We start from the raw sequence: 15,955 nt of genomic DNA on the forward strand, positions 1-15,955 counted from the left end.
TACTTGGAATAAGTAAAAAAGTATTGAATTATTCCCTCAAACAAGCATTTTAAAGACATAGATAATTAAAGAAGAAAAGTGTTTCAGTACACAAAAAATCACACTCAAAACACGTTGGAAACCCACCAAAAGCCTATAAAAGTGCGGTTAGGCATATTGAATTGGTAGCAGCATTTACCAAAAAATCTTAACAAAACTAGATAAAATGAGACTTTTACCAACAAGAGTCTCATTTTCTGATGACTTGAAAATGGGAAATGTCCTACACTTAGTCAGTGAAAAGTGTTTTCAGGCGTCGGATATGGTATAATTTGCAATGATGAATGAAAATTGGAATGGCATTTTAAATGTCTATAAAGAAGCTGGTTGGACATCTTTTGATGTTGTTGCAAAACTTCGTGGAATTTTGAAAACGAAAAAAATTGGACATGGTGGAACTTTAGATCCTTCGGTGACAGGAGTTTTGCCAGTCGCTGTCGGAAAATCTACACGACTTTTGGAATATATGGAAGCAGCGGGTAAGGTTTATGAAGGTGAAGTGACAATTGGTTATTCCACTGAGACAGAAGATGCTGATGGTGCGTTGGTTCGTAAAACACCCCTTCTGGTTGAGGGGCGTTGTCCTTTAAATGAAGTTCAAATTGACGATGCAATAGCAAGCTTTGTTGGCAAAATCCAGCAAACTCCTCCAATGTACTCAGCGGTAAAAATTCAAGGTAAAAAGCTCTATGAATACGCTCGAGCTGGCCAAACTGTTGAACGACCAGCACGCGAAGTGCTGATTAAATCTTTTGAACGGACAAGTCCACTAATCATTGATGCAGAACGGGATGTGGTAACATTTACTTTCAAAGTAGCGTGTAGTAAAGGGACTTATGTGCGTACCTTGGCCGTCGATTTGGCAGAGAAATTAGGCTTTGCTGGACATATGTCAAAACTTCAACGGACAGCCAGTAACGGTTTGATTTTGGCAGAAGCAAAATCTCTTTCTGAAATTGAAGCAGCACAAGCGACGGGAAATTTAGTCAATTTATTTTATCCTGCAGAATATGCTGTGAGCGATCTGATCCGAATTGATTTGACAACGGAGCAGTATGAAATGGCACGAGTGGGTAAAAAATTTGCCGAAAAAGATTGGTCGAAAGCTAGAGAAAATGCTGACGAATCGATGAATAAGCAAAATAAAGCAGAATTTTTACTGACGGATTTATCTGAGCTGACGCAAGACAAATTTGCTGCTTTTTATGACGAAAAACTAGTTGCTGTTTATATGAAACATCCCGAAAAAGAAGGAATCTGGAAGCCAAATAAAGTCTTGGTCTGATTACTGAATTTGGTAAAAGTGAGAAAAATGGAAATATTAGAATTTAATGAAAACCTAAAGTTCAATGAAGAACTCATCCTTGTTTTAGGCTATTTTGATGGCTTGCATCGAGGACATCAGAGCCTCTTTACTGAAGCTAGAAAGATTGCGTCTATCTTAAATCTTAAGATTGCTGTCTTGACTTTTCCTGAAAAGCCAACTTTGACTTTTGAAAAATTTAAACCAGAAATGTTGCTGAAATTGACCTCTGATAAAAAGAGAGAAGAACTTTTTGCGGAAAATGGCGTAGACTACCTTGTTTTTAAAGATTTTACCTCTGAATTTGCCAAGCAAACTTCTAGTGAATTTTCTAAAAATGTGGTGATGAAGTTTCGTCCAAAAGTTGTCGTAACAGGTTTTGATTACACAACTGGATCTGACATGAAAAATCTCAAGTCTACGAAAGATTACCGCGTGGTGACTATCCCCGAGCAAGCAGACGAAAAGGGAAAAATTTCTTCAACTCGGATTCGTCAAGCTGTTGAAGCAGGGGATATCCGTGAAGCAAATCAGCTCTTAGGTTATTCTTATGAAACGTCAGGACGAGTGGTTCATGGATTTGCTCGTGGTCGTCAATTGGGTTATCCAACGGCTAACTTGGTTATTAAAGATTACGTACATCTCCCAGCGGTTGGCGTGTACACGTGTGATGTTATTTTTGCTGGTGAGCGTCACCGCGGTTTTGCTTCAATTGGATATAATGATACTTTTAACGGTACTGAAAAAACTGTCGAAGTCCATATTTTTGATTTTTCAGGCGAAATTTATGGTGAAAATTTGACGGTGCTTTGGCTAGATAAGATTCGGGAAATGATTAAATTTGATGGCATCGATAGCCTAATCAAACAAATGAAAGATGATGAAAATATCGCCCGGAATTTTCAGGCTTAAACTCATCTAATATTACGCTCAGAAATAAAATCTTGGAAGGAAGAAAATGAAAATCAACAATAAAAAAGTCGTTATTGTCGGAGCTGGTGCTGTTGGTTCAACCTATGCACATAATCTTGTGGTCGATGATTTGGCAGATGAAATTGCCATTATCAATACGAATAAAAGCAAAGCTTCTGCTAATAGTTTAGATCTACTTCACGCGCTACCTTATCTTAATTCAGCGCCTAAAAATATCTATGCGGCTGATTATTGTGATGTGGCGGATGCGGATATTGTGGTTCTTTCTGCCAATGCCCCATCGGCAACTTTTGGTAAAAAGCCGGATCGTTTGCAACTCTTGGAAAACAATGTGGAAATGATTAGGGATATTACTGAAAAAACGATGCTTGCGGGCTTTGATGGTATTTTCCTTGTAGCATCTAATCCTGTTGACGTTTTGGCTCAGGTTGTCGCAGAGGTTTCAGGGCTTCCTAAAAACCGAGTGATTGGGACAGGAACTCTGCTGGAAACGAGTCGAATGCGTCAAATTGTGGCTGATAAGTTGGCAATCAATCCGAAAAGTATCCACGGTTATGTACTGGCTGAACATGGCAAATCAAGTTTTACAGCATGGTCAAATGTCACAGTTGGTGCAATTCCTTTAACACGCTGGTTAGAAAAATATCCTAATCCAGATTTCCCAACTTTTGATGAAATTGATCAAGAAATTCGCGAAGTTGGTCTAGATATTTTTATGCAAAAAGGAAATACTTCCTATGGGATAGCTGCTTCACTTGCCCGTTTGACACGTGCGATATTTCGTAATGAAAACGTGATTTTGCCTGTTTCTGCTTATTTGACGGGAGAATATGGCCAATCCAACCTCTATACAGGGAGTCCTGCAATCATTGGACGTACTGGTGTGCAAACAGTCCTTGAGTTAGAATTAACTTCAGCAGAGCAAGCTAAATTTGATCACTCTGCTAAGGTGTTGAAAGAAAACTTTGAGTCCATTAAAGAAAAAGTAACGCGAGTTAGCACATATAGATAGTAAATTTTTCAGTAAAAAACCTCGATTTTCTAAAATCAGGTTTTTTATTTTAAAAACAACAGAGAACGCATAAGGTAATACGATAGAAAAGCTGATTTTTCGGCTGTTTTTTGGTATAATAGAACTAATCTGTTTTACCTAGTTAGGTAAACTTTTCCGAAAGCAAGAAAGGAAAGTGAAAGCTCATTTTGAGAGTTCTCACAACACAAAAATGCAAGACAAAAATGTTATCAATGTCAATTTAGTTGAGGAGATGAAGACGTCATTTCGTGACTATGCAATGTCAGTTATCGTGGCACGTGCGTTACCCGATGTCCGTGATGGCTTAAAACCTGTTCATCGTCGGATTCTCTATGGGATGAATGAACTGGGCAACACGCCAGACAAACCACATAAAAAATCAGCGCGTATTGTCGGGGAAGTTATGGGTAAATATCACCCACACGGCGACAGTTCAATTTATGAAGCGATGGTACGTATGGCGCAATGGTGGTCATACCGTCATATGCTAGCTGATGGACATGGTAACTTTGGTTCAATGGACGGCGATGGCGCCGCGGCAATGCGTTATACTGAAGCGCGCTTGAGCAAGATTGCGCTTGAAATGTTACGTGATATCAACAAAAACACGGTTGATTTCATGGATAACTTTGACGGTACAGAACGTGAACCTCTTGTTTTACCTGCACGTTTTCCTAATCTTTTGGTAAATGGGACAACCGGAATTGCTGTTGGGATGACGACGAATATTCCGCCACATAACCTCGGAGAAACAATTGCTGCTGTGGATTTAGTGATGGAAAATCCTGAGGTAACAACAACAGAGTTGATGAGTGTCCTTCCTGGGCCAGATTTCCCAACCGGAGCTTTGGTGATGGGGAAAGCAGGTATCCGTCGCGCTTATGAAACGGGTAAAGGATCAATTACCTTACGGGCCAAGACACATATTGAAGAAATGCCTGGCGGTAAAGAGCGTATCGTTGTGACTGAGTTACCTTATATGGTCAATAAAGCACGCTTGGTTGAACACATTGTACGTTTGAACCATGAAAAACGAATCGAAGGCCTGACGGCTGTTCGTGACGAATCTAACCGTGAAGGAATTCGCGTGGTCATTGAAGTGCGCCGTGACCTTTCAGCTCATGTGATTTTGAATAACCTTTTCAAATTGACTAGCCTACAAACTTCGTTTGGTTTCAATATGTTAGCCATTGAAAAAGGAATTCCAAAAGTGCTTTCGCTCAAAGAAATTCTTTTAGATTATATTGACCACCAAATCGAAGTCGTGGAACGTCGTACTCGCTTTGATAAGGCTCGGGCAGAAGCTCGCGCGCATATCTTGGAAGGTTTGCGGATTGCGCTGGACAATATTGACCGCATCATCAGCATCATTCGCGAGTCTCAGACGGATGCCGTTGCTCAAAAAGCGATGATGGATGAGTTTTTGCTTTCTGAGAAACAATCTCAAGCGATTCTTGATATGCGTTTGCGTCGCTTGACTGGTTTGGAACGAGACAAGATTGAAAATGAATATCAGGAATTAGTAGCTTTGATTGCTGATTTGGCTGATATTCTGGCTCGACCAGAACGAGTGAAGAAAATTATTCGTGAAGAACTTGAAGAAGTTAAACGTAAATTTTCTGATAAACGTCGCACAGAGCTTTTGGTCGGCGAAGTGCTTAATCTTGAAGATGAAGATTTGATTGAAGAAGAAGATGTTTTGATTACCTTATCAAATAAAGGTTATATCAAGCGTCTGGCAAATGATGAATTCCGTGCGCAAAACCGTGGAGGTCGTGGTGTGCAAGGAATGGGAATGTCAGATGATGACTTTGTTCAACATTTGGTTTCAACGTCAACACACGATCATTTGCTCTTCTTTACTAACTTGGGACGCGTTTACCGCATGAAAGGTTATGAGATTCCTGAGTATGGTCGGACGGCGAAAGGCTTACCAATTGTCAATTTGCTAAAACTTGAAGATGGCGAAAAAATTGCGACAATTATTAATGTAGACCGCGATCAAGCAGCGAATTTCCTGTTCTTTACAACACGAAATGGACTTGTGAAACGTACCGCAACGGCTCAATTTGCAAATATTCGGACAAACGGACTGAAGGCTTTGAACCTGCGTGAAGGTGATGAATTGATCAACGTTTTACGGACTTCTAGTGAAGATGAAGTGATTATCGGGACACACTTAGGTTATTCAGTTCGCTTTAAAGGTTCAGTGGTTCGTGATATGGGACGTGCAGCGACAGGAGTCAAAGGGGTCAACTTACGTGAAGGCGACTTTGTGGTAGGAACCTCAACGATCAATAATCAACAAGAAGTTCTGGTCATTTCAGAAAATGGACTTGGAAAACGAACAGCAGCTTCTGAGTACCCTACAAAAGGCCGTGGCGGTAAAGGAATTAAGGTCATGAATGTGACCGCACGAACAGGTAAATTGGCTGGTTTGACTGCCGTGAATGGCGATGAAGACTTGATGGTCATTACAGACACAGGAGTTATCATTCGGACAAATGTAGCTAATATTTCTCAAACAGGTCGGGCCGCACAAGGGGTCAAAGTGATGCGACTTGATGAAGCAGCACAAATTGTTACTTTTGCTCTTGTTGATGCTGTGGCAGAAGAAGAATTTACTGACGAAAATGTTTCTGACAAATCCGTCAGTGATTTGGACATTCCGTCAGTAAATGCGGAAGAGACAACTCCTGCTGAGGATACCAAAGAATAAGCAAAAGAAAGTCTGTCAGTGATTTGGCAGACTTTCTGATTAAATAAAAGGTGCTGACAGTTCCGTCAGTAAAAATGTTCATAGAAAAGTGATGATGAAAAAAATAATAATTGTTGCAACGCTAAGTTTAAGTTTATTTTCTTTAGCGGCCTGTGGCAAGGGAAATTCAGCGGTAAAAGATACACGAAATTTACTAAAAACACCAATTGATAAAGATGTGACAACAATGGGAACTTTTGTAAAAGTCACAGTGTATGATAAAGGCAAAGAAGCGGCAGTCGAAAAATCACTGAAAATTCCTGTTAAATACAACAATCTAACCACAGTGAATCAATCTGGTTCACAAATTGACAAAATCAACCAAAATGCAGGAATCCAACCTGTAAAAGTAGATGCTGGCGTTTATGAATTGATTAAAGCAGGCTATAATTATTCTCGAAAAAATCTCGGATATGACATAACGATTGGTTCGTTGACAAGCTTGTGGAATATCGGGATGGACAACGCTAGAAAACCTTCTCAAAGCGAAATTGACCATGTTTTGCCCTTAATCAGTTATACTTATATTAAGTTCGATGATAAAGCTAAAAGTGTCTATTTGACCCAGAAAGGGATTCGGATGGACTTGGGTTCAATTGTCAAAGGTTTTGTCGCGATGAAAATGGTCGAATCGCTCAAAAAAGATGGCGTCACAACGGGTATTGTTAATCTTGGTTCAAGTTCAATCTACGTTATGGGCCATTCACCAAGAGGACCTGAAAATCCATGGAGTATTGGGATTAAAGACCCCAATGACCCGACAGCCAATCAAATGGGCATTTTGCAAGCCAGCAATCAGCACGTCAATACGTCCGGAATTTATGAGCGCTACTTAGAAGTTGATGGGCATAAATACAGTCACATCTTGAACCCTAAAACTGGCTACCCTTTTGATAATGATATCGCGAGCATCACCTTGCTCATCTCGGGTAAAGATAAAACAAATGGTGACGGGTTGTCAACCATGATTTATGCCATGGGAACCAAAAAAGGCTATGAATACATTGAAAAAATGAAAAACGTCCAAGCTGTTTTTGTGGACAAGGATAATAAAGTCTATATCACACCAGGCTTGAAAGACAAATTTCAGCTGACCGAAAAGAAAAACTTCAAAATCGGAAATATTGCTGATTTAAAGTAAAACAATTTTCATTTCAATAGAATTGACAATATATTTTAATGTTGTTACAATGGAATTAAAATAAGGCTAGAAAAGGCGGAGAAAAATGGAAAAACGAAAAAGAAACAAAAAAGGAAAACGTAATTGGCTCATTAATAGCCTAATTATTATTCTTTTCCTCATCGGGTTGGCCTTGATTTTTAACAAACCCATCCGCAATATGCTCATTGCTACAAATAGTAACCATTACCAGTTGCACAAAGTCAGTCGTGAAAAGATTGAAAAGAATCAAAAAGCCGAGGCGAGTTTTGATTTTAGCGCTGTGAAATCCGTTGATTTCCAATCGGTTGTGTCTAGTCAATTTGACCGTCAACCCTTGCCAGTAGTTGGTGGCATTGCAATCCCAGAGTTAGGGATTAATTTGCCAATCTTCCGCGGCGTGGGCAATACCTCGCTTTTGTATGGAGCAGGAACGATGAAAGCTGATCAAGTCATGGGACAAGGCAATTATACTTTGGCGGGTCATAATATGACAGGCTTTAACTCTGATTTATCGATTCTTTTTACACCACTCGAAAATGCTAAAACAGGAATGGTCATTTATGTGACAGATAAAGAAAATATTTATGAATATAAAATAGACAAAATCAATGTGGTTACGCCTGAGCATGTCGAAGTCCTTGATGATACGCCCGGTAAGACTGAAATTACTCTGGTGACCTGCGCTGATGTTGAAGCAACCCATCGTATCATTGTTCATGGCACTTTTGTCAATAAGACTGCCTTTGCGAATGCACCAGCTTCGATGACCAATGCTTTTGAGAAAAAATACAATCAAATTAAGAATTTTTAAATAAAAAATGAAAAAACACGCTGCCTAATAGCGTGTTTTTTCATTTGTATTTGATTTGGAACTTCTGAAAAATGCGAGCGAAGCAATAGCGGTCGGAGAAAATAAAGAAGTTGTTCGGCTTTGCCAAAAACAACTCAAAGCAACGGATGATGAACTTGCCAAATTTTTAGCTCAATTTTAAAACGAGTTGATTTCTGCAAAATTTGCCGCTTTGTGATAAAATAGACGATGTAAAAGATGAACTGAAAAGTTCAAAATTTAAGAGGCTTTCAAAAGCCAAAGGAGAAGAAAATGTCACGTAAACCAATTATCGCTGGTAACTGGAAAATGAACAAAAACCTCAAAGAAGTTTTTGCATTTATGGCTGAAATCGACGGCAAATTGCCTTCAGAAGATAAAGTAGAAGTAGCAATCGCTGCACCAGCTATGTACTTGGTTCCACTTGTACACCACCGTGGTAAAAACCCACTTAAAGTTGCTGCTGAAAATGTTTATTTCGAAAATGCTGGTGCATTCACTGGTGAAATCTCACCTGCAATGCTTGCTGCTGAAGGAATTGAATATTCAGTTATTGGTCACTCAGAACGTCGTGAATATTTCCACGAAACTGACGAAGACATCAACAAAAAAGCTAAAGCACTTATCGCTGCTGGCGTAACACCAATCCTTTGCTGCGGTGAAACTTTGGAAACTTTCGAAGCTGGTAAAACAGCTGAATGGGTTTCTGCTCAAATCGAAGCTGGTCTTGCTGGCATCGACGCTGCAGACGTTGCTAAATTGGTTATCGCTTACGAACCAATCTGGGCAATCGGAACTGGTAAAACTGCAACTGCAGAAATCGCTGACGAAACTTGCGGTGTTGTACGTAGCACTGTTGAAAAACTTTACGGTAAAGAAGTTTCTGACGCTGTTCGTATCCAATACGGTGGATCAGTTAAACCTGAAACTGTTGCAGAATTGATGAGCAAAGAAAACATTGACGGCGCGCTCGTTGGTGGTGCTGCACTTGAAGCAGCTTCATTCCTCGGCTTGCTTGAAATCTACAAATAATTTCTCATTTTAATAAGAAAAAATACTGATGGAAATTTCCGTCAGTATTTTTTCTATAAAAAAGCATTACGTCAGTAATTTCTCTAGAAAAGAAGGTGAAAAAATCCAGAGAAATTGCTGACGTAAATTTTCCAGACTGTCAAAGCTCTAAGTCTCTCCTTTTTTATGATAAAATAAACTCATGTGTACCTCAATTCAAATGAAATCCGCTGACGGCGGCTTACTTTTCGCACGAACAATGGACTGGCATACTTACAATGCTGGTGCGCTCCTTTTGCCTCAAAAATACAGTTGGACAAGCGTTTATAGCGGTCAAAAAGTGACCAATTTATACGCTATTTTGGGTGTGGGAAATCTTGCTGCTCGCCCGCACGCTGACATTTCTGATGGGGTCAACGAACATGGCTTGGCTGTTCAAAAGCTCACTTTTTCCAATCAGTCTGAATACGCTGACCACGCTCAGCCCTCTAAAATTCAACTTGCCGCCTTTGAACTAGTCCTTTGGTTGCTAGGAAATTGTCGCTCTGTCGCTGATATTCGTCAAAAAATTTCCCAAGTTCAGCTGATGACTGACCAGTTTTCTGCTTTTAAATTTGGCAGAAACGATCTCCATTTTTCGGCCACAGATCCGACAGGGCAGATGATCAATATTGAGCCGTGCAAGCAGGGAGAACTTCTCGTCAGTGACAATCCCATTGGTGTGGTCACAAATGCCCCAAAATTTGACCGCGAAATTGAAAAATTAAGCACTTATATGGATTTCAAACCGCTGACGGAAATTACGTCAGCAAATTCTCTCAATCCCAATCAAGTTTCCACTGGAAATTTCAACGGAAAACCCGTTTTTCCTGGTGGATTCACTCCGACCTCGCGCTTTATACGTGCTAGCGTTTTGAAAGAGCGCGCCATTTTCCCTGAAAATGAACACGAAAATGTTATCGAAACTTGGCACATCCTCAATAGCGTCACAGTGCCCAAATCGTCCGGCCGCTCTGGCACCTACACCATTTACCGCAGCGCAGTTGAGGTCAACAGCCGAAAACTTTACCTGCAGACTTACAATGATTTTAGCATCCAAGTTTATCAATTTCCAGACGCTTAAATTTTCATTCACACCTTCCAAAAAGCTCGGGCAACCGTGCTTTTTTATTGAAAGAATTTTGAGAAGTGTTTAAATTGTGTTAAAATTAAATGATAGAACATCACGTTTAAATCTAAAACAGGACATAACAAATGGAAATATTTAGAAAAAAGAAAATTAGCAATGAAAATGAAAAAAACGAATTAGTCAGACGTTTAAATAGCATGGACTTAGTTTTTTTAGGATTAGGGAGCATGATTGGCGCAGGAGTTTTTACTTTCACAGGCCGCGCTGCCGCCACCGTTGCTGGGCCAGCACTCATGATTTCAATTGCTATCGCTGCAGTTGCCGTTGGTTTATTTGCCCTCATTTTTGCTGAATTTGCCTCGCGAATCCCCGCACAAGGCGGGCCTTATGCCTACCTTTACGTTGTTTTTGGTGAATATCCTGCTTGGTTGGCTGGTATCTTACTCTTGGTTGAATTTTTTACTGCTCTGTCCATCTCAGCAAGTGGTTGGGGTGCCTACGTCAAAGGACTCTTCAACATTCATCTTCCAGCGATTATCAACGGACCTTTAGGCAGCTCCTCCCATTTTTCGATAGATTTAATTCCAATTCTAATTATTTTTGCCATTTCCATATTGGGTTTTTTAGGAACTCAAACCATGATGCGTTTTAATCGGACCCTCGTTGTGATAAAACTTGCTACCTTAGCCGTTTTTGTCATCGCTGGACTCTTTTATCTTAACCTTGACAATTGGCAAAATTTTGCCCCATTTGGCTGGACAACAGCATTCGGTGGCAAAGGAGTACTGGCAGGAGCATCATTGATGTTTATGGCCTTCATTGGCTTTGAAACAATCTCGGTTTCTGCTGACGAAACAAAAAATCCGCAGCGCTCCCTTCCTGCAGGGATTATCGGAGCAGTTTTTGTGACAGCAGTCATTTATATTCTGATTACCGCCAGCTTGACAGGTATGGTCCATTACACTAAACTTGATGTTTCCAATGTTATCTCCTACGCTCTCCAGACTGTCGGTCTGACTTGGCTTGGAAATGTAATTTCAATTGTTGCTATTTTTACCTTAATCACTGTTGGCATAACAATGACCTATGCTATCGTTCAAACCCTTTATAGTATCAGTCGTGACGGACTACTCCCTCGAAAACTCAGCCGTTTATCAGGAAGATATCGCATTCCCAAAAATGCTACACTGACCGCAGGAATTTTAGCCACACTTCTGACAGGATTAGTGCCAATCACCTCACTTTCAAGTTTCCTCAATCTCTGTACACTGATTTATTTGATGATGCTGGCTGTTGGCCTTATCAAGCTCCGCCATGATTATGGTGAACCCACCAAAGGCCAATTTAGAGTTCCTTTCGTTCCGCTCTTGCCGATTTTCTCAATTCTCATCAGCCTAAGCCTAGCAATCAATTATGATCGCAGTAGCTGGATTGCATTAGGTATCCTCATTCTGGGCGCCACAATCATTTATTTCACCTACGGACGATACCATTCAAAATTAAGAAAAAAATAAAAGCAGAAGAAACTCTGCTTTTTTTAATCTCCGATAAATCATATAAAAAATCGAAGTAAGTTTTTTCCTTTTGATTTAAAGCTAACTCTAATATGTCTAGTAAAAAGACAATTATATTTTCATTGTTCTTTCTGTTTTTCTCCATCTTCCACATAACTTAAATCATTTACGGATTTGACAAAAAATTTTCCACTTTTAATTTCATAGGTAATTTTACATATACTAGCATTACCAAGCCCTGTTGATGGTATTTTAACAGAATTATCGAGTGAAGAAACAAGCGCTGAAATAGTCATTCCATGGGAAACAATAAGAATATTATTTGAATTATTTTTCTTAGCTGAGGTAACGATATCTTCTAATGCTTTATTTGAACGAGCGACGACTGTATTGTAATCTTCAGCTAGCCAGCTCACTTTGTTACTTGGTATTTTTGCTGATTTTCCCAATTGATTTAATTTTTCTTTATCCAGTTTATTAAGTGTATCTGAGAAATCTTTTATTGTACTTATAAACCCTTTTTTCCTCATATTTGTTTGCCATTGGGCAAGGGTTAATCCTTCTTTTTTTGCGACACTTGACCACATCTCCCCGCTTGGAACTCCTTCAAAAGTTCCAAAATTAAATTCTCTTAATCGTTGATCTCTATTAATTTTATTAACTAAATTCTTTTGTCCGTTATTTTTCAATATTATACTGGCGGTTTCTATTGCTCGCCCACTGTCACTAGAGTATACTGAATCAAATTTAATATCACTTAAGCCTTTCCCCAAATCCTCTGCAACTTTAATTCCTGCTGGAGTGAGAGGAGCATCGCTCCAACCCTGAGAATGATCTGTTGTGTTCAACATCGTCTTTCCATGACGGGCTATATATATAGTAATTTGTTTTGTACCATTTTTTTTACTATTGAGATGTGATGAGTTACAGGCGCCAAGAACTGCTAGTGTACATAATAAAGTTAATGCAATCATAAATTTTTTCATTTTATTCTCCTATCTTTTGAGTCAGTTAGAAATTTATTAAAATATTTGCTATATTTATCAATCCACCTCCAGTTCTATGTCAGGAATGAAAACTATTGGATCGTATTAAATAAAAAATCGAAGCAGAATAAACATCATCATTAAAAATGATGTTTATTCTGCTTCGGTCTTGCCTAATACTTAGTAACAACCCTACTTTTTATTAATATTATACCACTTATCATTTTTGTTGCAAGCGCTTTTTAATGTTTTGTAAGGAATCATTCTCTTGAGATATTTCTGGTTTTTTTGAGTTAGTATTCTAAATCCATGTATAGTAGGTATCTAACCAAAAACGCGACGGTGTCCACTTATTATAAATAATTGACAAATCAAAATATTTCGATTATACTAGATAAAACGTAAAATATAGAGGCTTTAAGATGATGAACAAACATAACAAATTTTATTTTATCTTTATAAAGGATCCACACTAGACCTTGTCTAAATATGTGGATCCCTCTTTGATGTCCGTTAGGTTTAAGTCATCTTGAGGATAAAAAAGACGTCCTCAATGGGCGTCTTTTTGTCGTTTAATCCACCACTGAAAGGGGAAATAAGTCCAAAAAATCAACCAACAGCAAACAACTAAAACTAAAAACAATCAATAAGGGAGAAACAATGGTTTTCACAAAAGTAAGCGCAAATATCAATATCAAACACCTCAAACAAACTAATCACCTCAACGAAGCACAAGAAGCTAAGAAAAAAGAACGGGACAAAGAATTAGAAGCGATCATCAAAGGCGAAGATCAACGTCTTCTCCTTATCATTGGTCCTTGCTCTTCAGATAACGAAGCAGCTGTTCTCGAATACGCCCACCGACTTGCTAAATTACAAGAAGAAGTAAAAGATCGTATCTTCATTGTCATGCGTGTTTATACAGCAAAACCAAGAACAAATGGGGACGGTTATAAAGGCCTCATTCATGAACCAAGCGCCGATGGTCGCACTGACCTCATCAATGGAATAAAAATGGTCCGCGATCTGCATTATAAAGTAATCACAGAAACAGGATTAACAACCGCAGATGAAATGCTCTATCCTGAAAATCTTCCACTCGTCGATGATTTGGTAAGCTACTACGCAATAGGTGCCCGCTCCGTTGAAAATCAGCAACACCGTTTTGTTGCCTCAGGAATTGATGCGCCTACGGGCTTGAAAAATCCTACATCTGGTAACTTAAACGTGATGTTCAATGGGGTTTACGCTGCTCAACAATCTCAAGATTTCCTTTTTGGCAATGCTGAAGTGAAAACCTCAGGAAATCCCTTTGCCCATATTATTTTGCGAGGTGGATTAGATGAAAACGGCAAAAATCATCCAAACTATTACACAGACAATCTATTAGAAGCAATCGAAATTTATGAAAAAATGGGCTTAAAAAATCCATTCATCGTTGTTGATACTAACCATGATAATTCTGGGAAGAAATATATGGAACAAATCCGTATTGTTCGACAAACACTCATTAACCGCAATTGGGACACCCAAATCCATCAACATGTTAGAGGCTTCATGATTGAATCTTACTTAGAAGACGGTCGTCAGGATCAACCAGATGTTTTCGGAAAATCAATCACCGACCCTTGCCTTGGTTGGGATAAAACTGAACAATTGATTAAAGAAATCTATAATACAAAATAAAAAATGCAAAAGATTATTCTATGAAATAATCTTTTTTTATTGATAGAATTAGCCAAGAAAAAAGTTAAAAAATTCACAAACTTTAGCAAATAATATAAGTAACCTAAAGCTGGAAAAAAGGATAGAGATTTAGTAAATAACTCTCAAAAGCTTCAAAATTAGCAATAATTATCAGCAACATACTTAATACCCCATTTCTGATTAAGTTATTCATTTTTATTCAATTTATTCAATCAGTCAGCGATTATCCGAGAAAAAATCAAGCCAAAAAATATAAATTCAAGTAGAAAAAAATATTTTTGAAGTTTCTAGCCACAAAAAAAGAAAAAATAGCACACAGAATGATAATCGTCCATAGGGCATAAATGGAGAAATTCAGCCTATTCTCAAGATAGCTAATAACAAGTGTTCGGAAAATAAGTATTTTAAGTGAAGTATGATATAATAGAATTATGAATAAAACACTCCTCCTTCAACACATTGAAAATGAAAAAGCATTGATGCCTTGGTTTGTCTTGGAATACATCCACTCAATGAATGTCATCAATCGTTCTCCAGCCACCTTGTATGAGTATCTTAAAGAATATCACCGTTTCTTTGATTGGTTAATTGATTCAAATATTGTTGATAAGGCTAACTTCAAAGACATCCCTATCGAAGTTCTTGAACACCTCAAAAAATCTGAAATAGAGAGTTACATCATCTACTTGCGTGAACGTCCAAAAATGACAAGTAAGACCACACAGTACGGTGTCAGTCAAAAAACAATTAATCGAACAATCTCTGCCTTATCCAGCTTATTTAATTATCTTACTAGAGAAACTGAAAACGAGGAAGGTGAACCCTACTTCTACCGTAATGTCATGGATAAAATCAAGACAATAAAAGAAACTCAAACTCTTAGACAACAAGCGGCAAATATTAAGGAAAAGCTCTTTCTCGGTGAAGAAACCCAAGAGTTTCTTGATTATATTGACCAAATTTACGAAACAACACTATCTCAGCGTGCATTAGCTAGTTTCAAAAAAAATAAAGAACGAGATTTAGCAATTATTGCTTTGATGCTTGCATCGGGTTTGCGTTTATCAGAATGTACCAATGCAGACCTACAAAACCTCAATTTAAACACCTTAGTGATTGAAGTAATCAGAAAAGGTGGGAAAAAAGACGCCGTCAATATTGCCCCATTTGCTAAACCTTATTTGGAACAATACTTAAACATTCGTAAGGCACGCTACAATGCCTTAAAAGATGACAAAGCCCTTTTTCTCAGCACTTATAAAGGCGTCGCCAACCGGATTGATAATCGAACAGTTGAAAATTTAGTTTCCAAATATTCAGCAAGCTTTAAGATAAAAATTACTCCCCACAAGCTTCGCCACACGCTTGCCACAAGACTTTATGCTGAAACAAAATCTCAGGCTTTAGTTGGAACGCAGCTCGGGCATAAAAACACTGCAACAACGGATATCTATACCCATATCATCAATGATGAAAACCAAAAAGCCCTAGACAAACTTTAAAAAGAAAAAACTGTGAGAAATACTCGCAGTTTTTTTAGTTTAGAAAAAT

At 38.5% G+C, this 15,955-nt stretch carries 13 protein-coding genes; 12 read left to right on the plus strand and 1 reads right to left on the minus strand.

Annotation, left to right across the window (positions count from 1 at the left end; genetic code table 11):
• The first annotated feature begins 319 nt into the window (after window positions 1-319).
• The 10 genes from truB to EQJ87_RS01360 all read left to right on the plus strand — a co-directional run bounded on the left by truB (window position 320) and on the right by EQJ87_RS01360 (window position 11,711).
• Window positions 320-1,324 (plus strand): tRNA pseudouridine(55) synthase TruB, encoded by a 1,005-nt coding sequence (truB, locus tag EQJ87_RS01320; protein WP_130124555.1) that lies wholly within the window; start codon window positions 320-322, stop codon window positions 1,322-1,324.
• 27 nt (window positions 1,325-1,351) lie between these two features.
• Entirely contained in the window at window positions 1,352-2,254 is a 903-nt protein-coding gene (locus EQJ87_RS01325; protein WP_130122991.1) for a bifunctional riboflavin kinase/FAD synthetase, read from the plus strand.
• 46 nt (window positions 2,255-2,300) lie between these two features.
• Entirely contained in the window at window positions 2,301-3,287 is a 987-nt protein-coding gene (locus EQJ87_RS01330) for an L-lactate dehydrogenase (RefSeq protein ID WP_130122992.1), read from the plus strand.
• Between the two features lie 211 nt (window positions 3,288-3,498).
• Complete coding sequence (gyrA, locus tag EQJ87_RS01335) at window positions 3,499-6,027, plus strand: DNA gyrase subunit A (RefSeq protein ID WP_130124556.1); 2,529 nt, start codon at window positions 3,499-3,501, stop codon at window positions 6,025-6,027.
• Window positions 6,028-6,121: 94 nt separating this feature from the next.
• Complete coding sequence (locus tag EQJ87_RS01340; protein WP_130124557.1) at window positions 6,122-7,207, plus strand: FAD:protein FMN transferase; 1,086 nt, start codon at window positions 6,122-6,124, stop codon at window positions 7,205-7,207.
• An 85-nt stretch (window positions 7,208-7,292) separates the two neighbouring features.
• Window positions 7,293-8,039, plus strand: coding sequence for a class A sortase (locus EQJ87_RS01345; protein WP_130122993.1), 747 nt, complete (start codon window positions 7,293-7,295; stop codon window positions 8,037-8,039).
• A gap of 55 nt (window positions 8,040-8,094) precedes the next feature.
• Window positions 8,095-8,220, plus strand: coding sequence for a hypothetical protein (locus EQJ87_RS11765; protein WP_255411613.1), 126 nt, complete (start codon window positions 8,095-8,097; stop codon window positions 8,218-8,220).
• A 110-nt stretch (window positions 8,221-8,330) separates the two neighbouring features.
• A complete protein-coding gene (tpiA, locus tag EQJ87_RS01350) occupies window positions 8,331-9,089 on the plus strand; it encodes a triose-phosphate isomerase (RefSeq protein ID WP_130122994.1) in 759 nt (252 codons plus the stop codon).
• A 181-nt stretch (window positions 9,090-9,270) separates the two neighbouring features.
• A complete protein-coding gene (locus EQJ87_RS01355; RefSeq protein WP_130122995.1) occupies window positions 9,271-10,191 on the plus strand; it encodes a choloylglycine hydrolase family protein in 921 nt (306 codons plus the stop codon).
• 131 nt (window positions 10,192-10,322) lie between these two features.
• A complete protein-coding gene (locus EQJ87_RS01360) occupies window positions 10,323-11,711 on the plus strand; it encodes an APC family permease (RefSeq protein ID WP_130122996.1) in 1,389 nt (462 codons plus the stop codon).
• A 119-nt stretch (window positions 11,712-11,830) separates the two neighbouring features.
• Here the strand turns inward: EQJ87_RS01360 and EQJ87_RS01365 are convergent, their stop codons facing one another.
• Window positions 11,831-12,697, minus strand: a complete 867-nt coding sequence (locus EQJ87_RS01365; RefSeq protein ID WP_130122997.1) for a histidine phosphatase family protein — start codon at window positions 12,695-12,697, stop codon at window positions 11,831-11,833.
• Between the two features lie 660 nt (window positions 12,698-13,357).
• Here EQJ87_RS01365 and EQJ87_RS01370 point away from each other — a divergent pair.
• Window positions 13,358-14,383: a 3-deoxy-7-phosphoheptulonate synthase gene (locus EQJ87_RS01370; RefSeq protein ID WP_130122998.1), complete on the plus strand. Its 1,026-nt coding sequence runs from the start codon at window positions 13,358-13,360 to the stop codon at window positions 14,381-14,383.
• 452 nt (window positions 14,384-14,835) lie between these two features.
• Entirely contained in the window at window positions 14,836-15,906 is a 1,071-nt protein-coding gene (xerS, locus tag EQJ87_RS01375; RefSeq protein ID WP_130122999.1) for a tyrosine recombinase XerS, read from the plus strand.
• Window positions 15,907-15,955: the final 49 nt, after the last annotated feature.

This window comes from Lactococcus sp. S-13 (assembly GCF_004210295.1).
GTDB lineage: Bacteria > Bacillota > Bacilli > Lactobacillales > Streptococcaceae > Lactococcus.

Bases quoted from the DNA above. Each gene is read 5' to 3' on its own strand.
- truB (WP_130124555.1), top strand. From the start codon at position 320: ATGAATGAAAATTGGAATGGCATTTTAAATGTCTATAAAGAAGCTGGT.
- EQJ87_RS01325 (WP_130122991.1), top strand. From the start codon at position 1,352: ATGGAAATATTAGAATTTAATGAAAACCTAAAGTTCAATGAAGAACTC.
- EQJ87_RS01330 (WP_130122992.1), top strand. From the start codon at position 2,301: ATGAAAATCAACAATAAAAAAGTCGTTATTGTCGGAGCTGGTGCTGTT.
- gyrA (WP_130124556.1), top strand. From the start codon at position 3,499: ATGCAAGACAAAAATGTTATCAATGTCAATTTAGTTGAGGAGATGAAG.
- EQJ87_RS01340 (WP_130124557.1), top strand. From the start codon at position 6,122: ATGAAAAAAATAATAATTGTTGCAACGCTAAGTTTAAGTTTATTTTCT.
- EQJ87_RS01345 (WP_130122993.1), top strand. From the start codon at position 7,293: ATGGAAAAACGAAAAAGAAACAAAAAAGGAAAACGTAATTGGCTCATT.
- tpiA (WP_130122994.1), top strand. From the start codon at position 8,331: ATGTCACGTAAACCAATTATCGCTGGTAACTGGAAAATGAACAAAAAC.
- EQJ87_RS01355 (WP_130122995.1), top strand. From the start codon at position 9,271: ATGTGTACCTCAATTCAAATGAAATCCGCTGACGGCGGCTTACTTTTC.
- EQJ87_RS01360 (WP_130122996.1), top strand. From the start codon at position 10,323: ATGGAAATATTTAGAAAAAAGAAAATTAGCAATGAAAATGAAAAAAAC.
- EQJ87_RS01365 (WP_130122997.1), bottom strand. From the start codon at position 12,697: ATGAAAAAATTTATGATTGCATTAACTTTATTATGTACACTAGCAGTT.
- EQJ87_RS01370 (WP_130122998.1), top strand. From the start codon at position 13,358: ATGGTTTTCACAAAAGTAAGCGCAAATATCAATATCAAACACCTCAAA.
- xerS (WP_130122999.1), top strand. From the start codon at position 14,836: ATGAATAAAACACTCCTCCTTCAACACATTGAAAATGAAAAAGCATTG.